Raw genomic sequence first — 13,371 nt, forward strand, 5'->3', positions numbered from 1 at the left:
CCCGTCCGCTCCGCCAACATAAAGACGAAAGCCTCATCGAAAGATGAGGCTTTTTTCGTTGCGTCGAATAAATATCATCATTCTATGATGATATTTAGTTTTAATATTAAGCATTTATTCCAGATGTCAGCAATGATGATATTTTTACTTTTTAGATTAATTAAATAACTATGAAGTATTTTAAAATCATTAATTTGAGTGTTTATTGTTCAACTTTGTTGATGTTACTACTGTTGTAAATTGTTATATTTCCTCTCACTTATGCTAAATCGTAAATTCTTAGCTGGTTTCTCAAACTCGAAGCGTTAGGTTTTAACGATATCTAAAGCCGTTTCACCTAAGCCGTTATGACCTATTAAAGACTTTAGTTCTAAACTGGTGAAGGGCAATAGCTCTAAATGCAGTTCATACCACTTGTAAGTGTTTATAAGCGACTATTCGTTGCGATTGGTAATTGTGCTGCTTGTACTCAAGCAAGTCATTTGTAAGTCTCCTTAAGCTCAGTTACGTAACTGTTTAAGAAGAGTATGTGATCCGACATCATGTAAATACCGTATGTAAGTGAGCTTCGCATTGCCAAAATAGCAAAGTAGATTATAAATTGCTTAATTTGGCTGAAAAACCCACAGTCAGTACGTTTGTGATAAATAATGCTTTACCTTTCTCAGTGGTTTTAGCATAATGCATTCCGTCAACAGGGGTATAGTTCCAATTGGTAGAACAGCGGTCTCCAAAACCGATGGTTGCGAGTTCGAGTCTTGCTACCCCTGCCAAATTTAGAAGGCCTAGCAGAAATGCTAGGCCTTTGTCTTTTCTGGCTTTTAATCAATTTAATTATTTTTGAATATTAACAAAAGTGATATGTTGATTGCTATTTAACGTTCAAAGTCCAACATCAATAAGTTAGTTTAAACATTTATTCGATTAACGTGTCAGCCTTCAATTTCAATTACCTTTCTCAATTAATATTTGCTATGAGTTAAGTTGCTTGATGCAGAAATACAATATATCTTGCTGCTTATGATAGTCTGTTGAAAATTGCTTATACAATCCAAGCCTATGATAAATAACTTTTATAACATTAATGCTGAATCATTTTATAATGATACCGTCAATGTAGATTTATCCCTTTTGTACGAAATCTTCATTCCTCTATTAAAGCCGAATGGGCATATTATTGATGCTGGCTGCGGAAGCGGACGAGATAGCTTGTATTTTTTAAAGCAAGGCTTCGAAGTGAGTGCATTTGATGCAAGTGAGAGTTTAGTGCTAAAAGCATCTGAACTAACGGGGATTGATGTTGAACTAAACACTTTTGATTGTTTTAAAGCTTCATCATTGGCTGATGGTATTTGGGCTTGCGCCTCTTTATTACATGTAGCTAGTAATTTACTGCCAGCTTCATTCGCTAATTTATCTAGAAGTTTAAGGGATGGTGGTTATCTTTATTGTTCTTTTAAGTATGGTGTTAGCGATGTAGAGAGAGGCGGGCGTTATTTCACGAATGCAGATGAAAAAAGGCTTAACGATTTCATAGATGGAAGTGATTTTAATGTTGTAAAAAGTTGGATCACTGCTGATGCTCGGCCTGACCGACAGGATGAAAAGTGGCTTAATGCAATTCTTATTAAAGGCGATCGCAATGGGGCTTGATGGGATTGCAGTTGATCAGGTTTTAGCTAGTTTTGGGTATAAGTTAGAAAATGTGGTTGATGTTGGCCGCTTATATACTTTTATCGGCAATAATGATTCTAATTTGCGGAATCAGCCTTCAGCAATTTTGGTCGATAATTCATTATATTCCCTTCAACCTTCTGATTTTTATTATGTTGATTACACTAGCTATCAGAATCAGCTGATGCACCATTATCAAGGGTTACTCCGTTTTTGTGCACTTGAAATACAGCAGTTAATTGATGATATAAGCCACTTTTTATCCTCCGAAATTGAGAGCATAGAACTAAAAAAGTTTGGCTCGAATCGTGAGGAACAACATATCGATCCTACTCCCCCCGAATTTAAGTTTGCAGAAATATTTGAGAGTGTGTTTGGGCCAGCATCTATACATGCTTTGCAAGCGGAAGCTCCTTATATCGATAGGCAAGGACATAAGCGATTTATTGATTACATTTTGCATCGTAAAACATCACCTATAGCGATAGAACTAAATGGTGAAACCTATCATCACCCCTTATCTCGGATAGTCTCTCAGAAGCAATATCGATCGCAACTATTTAAACAAAACTCATTAGTAAATGACGGTTACCTTGTATATCGCTGGTCAGATAGGGGCATGAGTGATTCTTTTAAATTTGAAGACCAAATGAAAGATTATTTTGGCCAATCTGAACATTTCTTAAAATCTCCATTATATAGAGCTGAACGTTCCGTTGATTTTAGTTTATATGCCCATCAACAGGATGCTGTAAACACCCTAATTGAAAAAAGAAAAGCAGGCCAGAATAGATTTTTAGTAGTACTGCCTACTGGTTCGGGTAAAACAGAAGTGTTTATTGAAGATGTTAGGCAGCAATTACAGCAATCCAATGCCAAACAAGTGTTAGCTGTTGTGCCGACAGTTGCGCTAAAAATGCAGCTAATTAAAAGGTTAGAGGCACAAATTCCAGAGATAAGGGTTGGTGAGTTACTTAACAATTCACAACTCGATATTACAGTGCAAACTAGTGCCTATGTATTACGGCATTATCGTAAACTCGCTAGAAACCATTTCGATTATATTCTTATTGATGAAGCGCACAGAGCTGCTGCAGATGGTTTACGCCAAGTTTTAAATTACTTTTCTCCTAAGAGTCTTTTGGGCTTAACTGCTACGGATGAGCGTCTTGATAAGCGCTCTCTGAGTGATATTTTTGGTCATTACGAAGTTGAGATGACCTTAGAACAAGCTATTTTGAAAAAGTTAGTGCCGCAAATTCGAGCTTTCAGATTAGAATCAAATATTGATTTTTCGAAGGTAAGATTTAACGGCAAAGAATTCGTTAAAACCGATTTACAGAAAACTGTGATCATCCCTTCGCGTGACCAACTGATTGCAGATGTTTTACTTAAATACTTTTTTAATCAACAAGCACAATCTATCAGCACACAGCAGGGCATAGTGTTTTGTGTCGATATTAAACACACCCAAAGAATGGCCAAGCTATTAAATCAATCAGGTATAAAAGCGGCTTCGGTAAGTGGTAAGGAACGTACTGGCCTAGATTTATATCATAGGGGTGAGGTTCAAATGCTATGTGCTTGCGATTTAATAAACGAAGGCTGGGATTCGCCTCAAACCAGTATTCTTGTTATGGCTAGGCCAACAATGTCGAAAGTACTTTATACCCAGCAATTAGGACGAGGAACACGAAATTATCCAGGCAAAGAAGCGCTATATGTAATTGATGTGGTTGATAGTTATGGAGCAGCTATTACACCTTGGTCATTACATGGCTTATTTAATTTGAGTCACTATCAACCTTTTGGTGATCTGGTAAAAGATGTTCAAGGGACATCTCAGAATGAATTAATTATTTTAGATGGATTATGGGAGTCGGAGCGAAGAATCGAACCGATTAATATCTTTAATTTTGAAAAAGAGTTTAGAGACCTACTAAATGAAGAGCAGCTAGCTAGAGAGCTATTTATTTCAACAGGTACAGTAAAAGCTTGGATGAAAAAAGGTGATTTGGTTGCCGATAAAACGATTCCATTTGGTAGTAAAAATCTTAATTACTTTAGCTTCGAACAGCTAGAAAAAATAAGAATCACCAAAAATATTCCACTTAGAACACAGGATACTCGAAAGGCTGACTTTATCGAGTTTATTGAAAAACGTGATTATACTTTCTCATACAAAATTATTTTGCTTATTGTCATGGCGAACCACTGTAATAAACAAGGCGAATTGGATTTAGATGTAGTTGCTGGTTTATATGCAGGTTTCTATGAATCTTTATTGAGTAAATATGGTAAAGCAGAGAAAGGCGGTAACCCACTTAATATCAGTGAAAATTTATTGGATTCGGCGTATATCAAGCGTAATATTCTTATCAATCCATTTGAAAAATTCGAACGTAAGCGTTTCTTTTATCAGTGCCAAGAGTTGAATTTGATCGCATTTGATACCGTGTTATGGGACAAACTCAAACAATCAGATTTGAGCGCGATTACCACTCAAATGCGGGAGGATCTTAGCCATTATTACAATAAGCTTGATATGACAATCACCAAAGAAGATATCGCTACTTTAAACCTGCCAAATCTTGAGGCAGAACTCGACAATCAAAACCTAGTTTCATTACCGTTTTTTGAAGATCTTAAAATTGCTTGCGGTCACTTTAAAACCAGTACGGCTGATAAGGTAAGTTTTATACAAATCCCCACAGAATACGGAACAAATAACCCAGATAAACACTTCATTGCAAAAGCATCAGGTAACTCAATGAATGGTGGGAAATCCCCCATACTTGATGGTGACCTATTGCTATTTGAATGGATCACGCCAGTTAGTGCTGGCTCAATCTCAAATCAAATCCTAGCAATTGAGTTACTAGATGATATAGGGGAACCGCAGTATTTACTTAGAAAAGTAATTAAGCAATCACAAGGTAAATACACATTGATCGCAAATAATAAAGACTATCATCCCCTTAATGCGTCCGAACAAATGAATACTTTCGCGCGTTTTAAAGGAGTTATTAAGAATTAAACTTGCCTGTTTTGTTATATTTAACAAGATAAAAGCAGAGTGGTTTTATATCTATGAGGCTTTAATTTGAGGGCATTTTAAGGCTACAATTTTCTTTATTTCTCCTCCTCCCTCACTAACGCTGAATTGCACCTATACTCATTTGATGGTTTATTTTGCTCGCAAATGATATGTGATCAGCTAACAGCTATCAGCAAACATGCCCATCTCAACACCGGCCTTTGTGTATGACTCCTGTGCATGTGTGGCATGCAAAGTTTGCAGTGTATTCATGGTGGTTTTTACACTATGATAATTTTATCTAAAATGTAAGGAGCGCCACCATGTTTAACGCACTTGTATTAACCCAAAATGATAAGCAGACCCAAGCTGAGGTTCGCCAATTATCTGTTGCTGATCTTCCTGAAGGTGAAGTGTTAGTTGATGTAAGTTATTCATCGCTAAATTACAAAGATGGTCTAGCGGTCACTGGGTTAGGCAAAATTATTCGTAATTTCCCAATGGTACCAGGGATTGATTTTGCGGGTGTGGTAAGTGAATCTGCAGATCCGCGTTATAAAGCTGGTGATGAGGTAATCCTAACGGGTTGGGGCGTTGGTGAAAACCATTGGGGCGGTATGGCCCAGAAGGCTCGTGTTAAAGCTGATTGGTTAGTACCTATGCCTCAAAATGCTGATGCTGCTAAAGCTATGATGGTTGGCACAGCAGGGTTAACTGCGATGTTGTGTGTGCAAGCATTACAGCAGGCTGGTGTTACACCTGAACAAGGTGAAGTGCTAGTAACGGGTGCCAGTGGCGGTGTTGGCTCTGTTGCTGTGACGTTACTGTCAGCGCTTGGCTATCGCGTTGTGGCAAGTTCTGGCCGTGTTGAGTCTAATGGTGAGCTGCTTAAACAGCTTGGTGCCAGTGAAGTGATTGACCGAAGCGAGTTTGAACAAGCGGGTCGCCCTTTAGATAAACAGCGCTGGGCAGGGGTGGTTGATACCGTCGGTAATCAAGTGTTGGCTACCGCGTTAACCCAAATCAATTATGGTGGTAGTGCCGCTATTTGTGGTTTAGCGGGTGGCTTTGCCTTACCAACCACAGTGATGCCGTTTATTTTACGTGGAGTTAACTTGTTGGGTGTTGACTCTGTTGCTTGCCCGTTTGAAAAGCGCGTGAAGGCATGGGAGCAAGTTATTGCCTTGTTGCCAGAGAGTTTTTACCAGCAAGCCTGTCAAACTGTTGCTCTTGAACAAGTACCAGAATTTGCACAGCAGATTGTTAAAGGTAAGGTGACGGGGCGGGTATTAGTTAATTGCCAATAATTTATTAGCTTGAAGCTATTCATTAAAGATTAATTTTTTAGCTCAAGCATTTATTTAAAAGATCGTAAAGCGGCTTTAATAGCCGCTTTTTAGTGTCTTTTTTAGTGCTCATTATTGCCTGTTACTGATAAGCAAAGGCTTAATTAAGTCGACTATTTTATCCCTTAGCCAGCGCTGACCTTTATCTAATTCACAGCGTGCATGCCAAAATAAATTGTAGTTTAGTGGCGCTATTGCAAACGGCAGTGGCTTTACAATTAAACCGTGTTTGGCTGCGGCGATTTCAGCCATACCCTCTGGCAAGGTAATAATTAATGGATGCAGCTCAAGCAGTGCCAGTGCACTGTCTAAGTTTGGCGCCCTTAATAACTCTTTACGTTGTGGGAATTGCGCGATAGATGAGTCGACAATGGCTTTAACACCATCACTAATGGCAATGGTAGCGTGGGGAAAGTGTAGGTAATCTTCTAGAGATAGGGCTTTATCTGCAACAGGGTGGTTATTAGAAACTAAACAGCTAACGCCCACTAAACCTAACCTTGTTTGTTGTAATTGCTCTGTTTGATCTATGGCGCGGCAAATTGCCATGTCAGCGCCTTGTAAACTTAGTTGCGATTGAAGGTATTGATGCTGCACCGGAATGACCTCAATGCCAATATTGGGTGCTAGTTGATAGAGCTTAGGTAACACCAGTGGCAGCAGACCTTGTGCGGCAAAGTCAGTGGTAGCTATGGTGAATTTTTGTTGGCATTCTTTGGCAATAAATTCACTGGGGGTAAGCAGTTGTAGTAATTGACCTGTAGGGCCTTGCAGCTGTTGATAGCAATCTAGAGCATATTGGGTTGGTACTAATTGTTGGCCGACCCGTGAAAAGAGAGGGTCGTTGAGCATTTCCCGCAAGCGACTTAAGATTCGACTGGTGGCAGATTGACTCAAGTGCAGCCGTTTTGCTGCTTTTGTAACACTGCACTCTTCGACTAAGATTTGTAAGGCGATAAGTAAACTAAGGTCTTGTCGGTAAATTTCTTCAAGTTTCATAAGATTATTAGCAATTATTAGTCGATTTAGGTTTGATGGTTAAGCTATCACGTTAATGATTTACTGGTTTTGAAAGACTTCTATAGATAAGCAAGAAATAGCTTAATTTACGCCTAATGACGGCTTAATACATTGTATTACTATGTTTTGATTCAGCGGGTATTTGTTGAATAGAGTCCCAATGTTCGACTATCTTGCCTTGGTCATCAAATCGAAAGAAATCCATGGTGACATACTGATCGTTACCAGGCCACACTTGATGGGTATGCAGCGCCATTAAATCATCTTCTGCTATGGCCCTGACAAACTCAATTGTTTTTCCTTTATATTCAGCCATCTCAATGAAGTAATCGATGAAAGCCTGTTTACCATCTGCCACAATCGGATTGTGCTGAATGTATTCTGCGCCAACATATTTTTCAACGGCCTTAACAGGGTCGCCTAAATAAGCGCAGCGGTAAAATGCGATAGCATTGTGTTTATTGGCTTGAAGATCTTGGGGCATTGTTCGCTCCTGAGTTTGAATGGTTTTAAGTCTCTTTCATGCAAGGTATTAAATCGCCACTGCCAAAGCCTAGTTTGCCGCGGTTGTTATCGCAAGATGACGTCATAGTATTAAAATAGGGTGGTTACTTGTTAACTTGCCACAATGAATCAATGAAATAGTCGCGCTCATCTGAAAAGTGTTTAATGACCTCAAAACCGGTATGTTGGCTAATAAAGTCAATATCACTTTTGAGAAACTTAAAGGAGTACTCTAAATGAATCGGTTCAAAGGCGTCGAAATGAAATTGTCTTTTTAGCGCCGAAATATAGACATTTTGTGGCTTTGAGGCGATGACGTAGCTTTCCATAGCGCCCAGAAGGGGGCTGTAAATGCCAAAGTGCTGAAAATTATCCACTACAAAGTTAGCCCCAAGCTCGTTGTTGATCCGCGTTAATAAATTCAGGTTAAAGTCTTTGGTGAGTCCACTGGAGTCGTTATAAGCTCGGGTCAGTATATCGACATCTTTTTTTAGGTCAAAACCCACCAGTGCATAGTCGCCAGCATTCATGCTCATCCACAAACGACGTAAAAAGCCTTGGTTTTGAACTCGATCAAAATTGCCAATATTGGAGCCTAAAAACAATACCAGTTGTTTGTTGGTCGATTTTTCTCTCACCAGCCTTAAGCCTTCAAAGTATTCCGCTACTATGCCGTGACATTCAACATTAGGGTGATCGCAAATGTTGTCTTCTAACATCAGCATGGCTTCTTCTGAAATGTCGATGGGGTAGTAATTGACTTTACAGTTGTGATCCACGAACCCATCAATGATTAATTGGCTTTTATGACCGTCGCCTGCTCCGAGTTCGATAATATCAATTTCCTGTTCACCTATAAGCTCCGCCAGTTCATGTTTGATGGTGTTTAAAATTTCAAACTCAGTGCGAGTGGGGTAGTAATCTTCATGTTGGGTAATTTGCTGAAAAATCTTACTGCCAGTATCGTCGTAGAAGTATTTAGCTTGTAAGGTTTTTGGGCTAGCGCTAAGGCCAGTTAATACATCAATCGCAAATTGCTCTTTATTTATTGCGTCAATATTGTCACTTTTATAATCAATTTTAGAAATCTTCACACGATATCCTTTGCTAATCTGATCCCTGAAAACATCCATTGCTGGTGTGGTTGATAAAAATTTCTATAACTATGTCGATAGTGATGTGGCGGTGTGGCAATACAGCCGCCTCTAAGCACAAACTGATTACACATAAACTTGCCATTGTATTCTTCTAACTTGCCTTCAAAGGGCTTATAGCCGGGGTAGGCTGAATAATGGCTTTGGCTCCAACACCAGACTTGACCTGAAGTATCACCTGCATTGATGGGGTGTAACTGAGGTTGATGATAACTTGCTGGTGGCAGGCCTTGGGCTGAGATTAAGGCTTGATTGTCGCTACTGCGTAAATAATGCTCTAGCTCTTGCTCTGTGGGTAAGCGGCATTGGCGCCAATTGGCAAAGGCGTTGGCCTCAAAATAACTGACATGAACCACAGGGGCACTTAAGTCTAAAGGTGTTAGGCCATGAAGGGTGTATTCAAACCATTTTCCATCGAGATTTCGCCAATACAAAGGCGATGTAATACCGTTCTCGTTAAGCCAATCCCAGCCCATGCTTAACCAGTATTTTGGCGTTTGATAGCCTGCTGACTCAATAAACGCTAAATACTCACCATTAGTGATAAGAGTGTCAGAGATTGAGAAATCTGTCAGGTAAGTTTTATGAGGCGGTGATTCATTATCAAATGCGTAGCCTTCGCCACAATGACCAATTTCCACCAGTTGCTGAGTATAAGTGTGCCATGAGCCAGTGACCGCTTGTGCGCTCATTAACGGTGTTTTGCTGTAGCGAGGACTGCTGGGATTGCAATGCAGAATATACTTAATGTCCATATACAGAAGCTCTTGATGCTGCTGCTCATGATGAATACCAATTTCAATAATGGTAGCAATTTCTTCTGATATCCCAGCATTGAGTAAGCTTACAATTAGCTCATCAATTTGCTGACGGTATTGGGCTATTTGCGCTACCGTAGGCCTAGACAAGTTACCGCGATCTTTTTGGGTCCAATGCAGGCCTGCTGATTTATAGTAAGAGTTAAAAATTAAGCTAAAATGCTCATCAAAGCGCTGATAACCTGCAACAAACTGGCGTAATATTAGCTCTTCAAAAAACCAAGTAGTATGTCCCAAATGCCATTTAGGTGGACTGACGTCGGCGCAGGGCTGAATACACAGATCTTCTATTTCTAACGGGGCGCATATTTCGGTTGTGGCGGCTCTGGTGGCAATATAGCGTTTAATTAACTGGTTACACTCTAAGCTCCCCTTGATATCCATCTATAAATCCCTTTCTGCAACGATATACTTAGAAGCACTATGACAATAATTTCTTTCAAGCTGATGACAGGCAACAGCAATAGGCATCTATAATTCATCTTTTGGCTTTTATGTGTCTTTTAAGACTTATCAACTGAGCTGGTTGTTTTTAATTTTTTCTAATTGGTTAAAATAACTACTAATGTTAAGCCTAGTCAAAATAAACCAAGATGAAAGTTTTTTATCATAAAATCATCTAGGTAGCATTTTACTAAGTGGTTAAGTTAAATCTGAAAATATTGGCTATAGGCTGTTGACGCGTGCACATTAAAAACTAAGGCTGAAGTTTTGCTACTAACACGACAAAGGTTTACTCCCTAATTAAAATAGCCTTAGCAATGGCTACTTTGCGATCTTATTCAGTGTAAAATAAGTCATCATATTTTTTTAAGGTTGTTGCATGCAGTTAATGAAGGTTGATAAGGCGCTATATCGTCAACGTTTGAATGTGGTTCTAGTGTCATTAGTGGCGAGTTTAACCCTATTATCCCTCGGTTTTGGTACCGTGCTAATTGAATTTTTTGGTAATAAAACGGTGGCCAGTGGTGAATCTACTGGGCACTTTCACCTAAACTTGTTAGGCGTTATCCTCGCGGTACTCACCTGCAGCTTAGTAATGAACTTTTATAAGAAGCATGAATACCTAAAAGAGATTTACTGGGTATGGAAGTTAAAACAACTGCATAATCGAATTTATCGCAAACTGGCTAAAATCAAACTGGCCGCTAGGGACAATGATCCAGATGCGTTAACGGTTTTATTGTTTTATTTGACGACTCAAAAGCAAGTGTTTGAGTTAGACAATAACACCCTGACACTGGCCACACTTCAAGCTGATATCAGTGCTATCGAATCAAAACTTGCCGATTTAAACCTTGAAATAACGACAAAGGACTTCTCTGAAAATTTACTCGAAAAGTTCTAAATCATTTAAACAAAAAGCCCCTAATTACGCTATAAATGAGTAATTTGGGGGCTTTTTGATCAGTGTTTAGAGCAATAGTCTCAACAGCTGTTTATGCTTAAACCAGTGACAGCTCAACGCGAATGTTACCGCGAGTTGCATTGGAATAAGGGCAAACTTGATGAGCTTTTTCGATTAAGGCTTGCGCTGCTACTTTATCCATTGCTGGTAAATCAATGCGAAGTGCCACCTCAATGGCAAACCCAGCGCCTTGGGTATTTGCACCAATGCCCACGGTTGCTTCTACTGACAAATCAGCACTGAGTATTTTCTTATCTTGGGCCGCAACAAATTTCATCGCGCCAATAAAACAGGCTGAATAACCAGCAGCAAAAAGTTGTTCAGGGTTGGTTCCTTCTCCGCCTGCGCCACCTAATTCTTTTGGCGTGCTTAACTCAACAGAAAGTTTGTTGTCTGAAGATACTGAGCGTCCATCACGACCGCCGGTAGTTTTTGCTGATGCTGAATAAATGATGTCCATTATTACTCCAAATTACATAATTAAAATCATTATCTTGATACGCACACTTGAATTTAGGTTGTGCGCAACTTAACTGGGAGTAACAATAAATCACAATTATATTGCGCGCAACCTAATTGTGATTTATTTATTTTTCCCAAGATTATTTTGAAAATGATATGGTGCTAAATAGCTGGCGCTAGATTTACTCACAGTGGGTGGATGACTTGAGTATGCTTGAGATAATTGATTCGAAAGTCGTTGAATCACGAGCTGGTTTCAAGTAGGTGGCTAACTCTTTTTAGGTATAGGCTAAATGTTGAAAGCCTATAATTTTATTGGTTTTTATTAAAACTGAACATTTCTACATGTTTGAATAAATGTAGCTTGCGTGTTAATGTTTTTAGGCTATCTTAAAGTATAAACATCAGGGAGGATTGACAATGACTTCAACATTAACCAAAGAAGAGTTAGCCTGTTTCAGTGAACTTTTTGCCAAGCAGCCTCCTGTTGTTAGTAAAAGTGATACTGATTCCGTTGCTGTGACCACTGAAATGCCCGAGGCTTTAGCCAGCCTGTTAGGGAAAACTCAGATGACGTTACTAGCTGAAATTGGTCACTACCGTTTATGGTTTCCTTTCTCTTTAAAAATGGATGAACTGGGCCAATTTGTGTCTCAACTGGGGATCCCTGAAGTCGTGGATACCCGAGGTGCAGATAGAAGCTGGCGCATGAAAGAGTTAGATAATGTCAGAATTATTGATTTTGATACAAATTTAGCCATTGATGTGTTGTCGCTTTCAAGCACTGGCGTCACTTTAGATGCACCGCAGATTATCGAGTCAAGCAAACCTAGGCGTGGCACCTTGGTGCTTACCCATGAAATTAGTTTTGATATTGAATATAAAAAAGTTCGCTCAGACAATGGCGTTATTGCAGCAACAATTATTGTCGGAGAAGACTCAAGAGAAACCCTCAGACAATTTTTATTTTCGATGCATAAAGCTCAGCATTCTTCTCTTTATGAGCATGGTGAGACGCAAGCGGATGTTCAAGCCACAGTCGCCTCAACTAAAGACTTTAAATAGTCTCGCATCTATATAGCTGCTATTAACTTTCTACCTTAAAGTCTCTGCTAAGTAGTGCGGTTAAATCCTTTACAAAAGCACTATCAACCTTAGGATGAACCAATTGGCTGAGTTCATCTCCAATGGGGGTAAAACGGTAATAACTGAATAGTAAGTTATTGCTATTAGGCTCAATAGCTATTTTGTTGTCTATCATATTTAATTGAATTTTAACGCCTTTGTCTAAGGTGCCAGTTTCAAATTCACTGCTGTGAAGTATTCCCGCATCAATTAAGGTCAATATACTCGAATAGGGCAAACCATATTTCGATAGCCCGAAATTCATCAGAGTCGATTTTCTAAAATATTGTTTGATACCGCCATGTATACGGTAGCCACTGAGCAGTTTATAACGGCTTTCGTGATTAAGTTTTACTGACATTCCCAAGGCTTTTTCAAGAATATGGGCTTCTCTTTGGGTCAGTTGTTTAAGGGTTGCCAATGTTCTTAGGCTAAAATTACCCGGTTTAACTATTTCACTGGCTAAAATGCGTGCCCATAAATCTTGCATTCTGCGGCTATTAATTTGCTCAGCCATTTGAAAAAACTGGTAACTCCAATCAGGGTCTAAATCTTCTCCTGTCACATCTGTAGGCGTATAAGTGAGAGCCAATTTAAAGATGGTTTCCAGATTAAGCTGATGCTGAGAGTGTAGTTTTCGTAGTCGAAACTCAGCTCGCTCAGCAATGGATGCACTGGAAGGGCGATAATCTTCTTCACTGGCTAATCCCAGTACTTTACCCAGCAAAAGCGCTTTTTTACTTGCTGAAACCTTAGCGCCGTTGTCGTTTGCCTGTGCTGAGTTTAGCGGCTTAGTCGAAGCTTTAGTTGAGGCCTTAGTTGA

11 protein-coding genes and 1 tRNA gene are annotated in these 13,371 nt (G+C 39.4%); 6 read left to right on the forward strand and 6 right to left on the reverse strand.

What is annotated here, in order from left to right:
* Positions 1–696: 696 nt before the first annotated feature.
* The 4 genes from BCU94_RS09720 to BCU94_RS09735 all read left to right on the forward strand — a co-directional run bounded on the left by BCU94_RS09720 (position 697) and on the right by BCU94_RS09735 (position 6,018).
* Positions 697–773 (forward strand) — tRNA-Trp (locus BCU94_RS09720).
* 286 nt (positions 774–1,059) lie between these two features.
* Complete coding sequence (locus tag BCU94_RS09725; RefSeq protein WP_102476271.1) at positions 1,060–1,653, forward strand: class I SAM-dependent methyltransferase; 594 nt, start codon at positions 1,060–1,062, stop codon at positions 1,651–1,653.
* Positions 1,616–4,711, forward strand: coding sequence for a DEAD/DEAH box helicase family protein (locus BCU94_RS09730; protein ID WP_157937395.1), 3,096 nt, complete (start codon positions 1,616–1,618; stop codon positions 4,709–4,711). Before BCU94_RS09725 ends, BCU94_RS09730 begins: the two co-directional genes overlap by 38 nt.
* Before the next feature lie 323 nt (positions 4,712–5,034).
* A complete protein-coding gene (locus BCU94_RS09735; RefSeq protein WP_102436142.1) occupies positions 5,035–6,018 on the forward strand; it encodes an MDR family oxidoreductase in 984 nt (327 codons plus the stop codon).
* 111 nt (positions 6,019–6,129) lie between these two features.
* Here BCU94_RS09735 and BCU94_RS09740 read toward each other — a convergent pair whose 3' ends face one another.
* The 4 genes from BCU94_RS09740 to egtB form a co-directional block, all read right to left on the reverse strand.
* Complete coding sequence (locus BCU94_RS09740) at positions 6,130–7,056, reverse strand: LysR family transcriptional regulator (RefSeq protein ID WP_102476273.1); 927 nt, start codon at positions 7,054–7,056, stop codon at positions 6,130–6,132.
* 124 nt (positions 7,057–7,180) lie between these two features.
* Positions 7,181–7,561 (reverse strand): nuclear transport factor 2 family protein, encoded by a 381-nt coding sequence (locus BCU94_RS09745; protein WP_102476274.1) that lies wholly within the window; start codon positions 7,559–7,561, stop codon positions 7,181–7,183.
* Positions 7,562–7,685: 124 nt separating this feature from the next.
* Positions 7,686–8,675 (reverse strand): L-histidine N(alpha)-methyltransferase, encoded by a 990-nt coding sequence (locus BCU94_RS09750; RefSeq protein ID WP_241901044.1) that lies wholly within the window; start codon positions 8,673–8,675, stop codon positions 7,686–7,688.
* A complete protein-coding gene (gene egtB / locus BCU94_RS09755; protein ID WP_102476276.1) occupies positions 8,672–9,937 on the reverse strand; it encodes an ergothioneine biosynthesis protein EgtB in 1,266 nt (421 codons plus the stop codon). Before egtB ends, BCU94_RS09750 begins: the two co-directional genes overlap by 4 nt.
* A 439-nt stretch (positions 9,938–10,376) precedes the next feature.
* Between egtB and BCU94_RS09760 the strand changes: the two genes are divergently transcribed.
* Positions 10,377–10,901, forward strand: a complete 525-nt coding sequence (locus BCU94_RS09760) for a DUF3087 domain-containing protein (RefSeq protein ID WP_102476277.1) — start codon at positions 10,377–10,379, stop codon at positions 10,899–10,901.
* A gap of 97 nt (positions 10,902–10,998) precedes the next feature.
* On the opposite strand, the gene BCU94_RS09765 is transcribed toward BCU94_RS09760, so the two are convergent.
* Entirely contained in the window at positions 10,999–11,421 is a 423-nt protein-coding gene (locus tag BCU94_RS09765) for an organic hydroperoxide resistance protein (protein ID WP_102436154.1), read from the reverse strand.
* Positions 11,422–11,843: 422 nt separating this feature from the next.
* Between BCU94_RS09765 and BCU94_RS09770 the strand changes: the two genes are divergently transcribed.
* Positions 11,844–12,488: a hypothetical protein gene (locus tag BCU94_RS09770; RefSeq protein WP_102476278.1), complete on the forward strand. Its 645-nt coding sequence runs from the start codon at positions 11,844–11,846 to the stop codon at positions 12,486–12,488.
* Between the two features lie 22 nt (positions 12,489–12,510).
* On the opposite strand, the gene BCU94_RS09775 is transcribed toward BCU94_RS09770, so the two are convergent.
* On the reverse strand, positions 12,511–13,371 hold an 861-nt coding region (locus tag BCU94_RS09775; protein WP_241904027.1), incomplete at its 5' end, for a TIGR03899 family protein.

It is taken from the genome of Shewanella sp. 10N.286.52.C2 (assembly GCF_002874545.1).
In the GTDB taxonomy this organism is placed as follows: Bacteria; Pseudomonadota; Gammaproteobacteria; order Enterobacterales; family Shewanellaceae; genus Shewanella.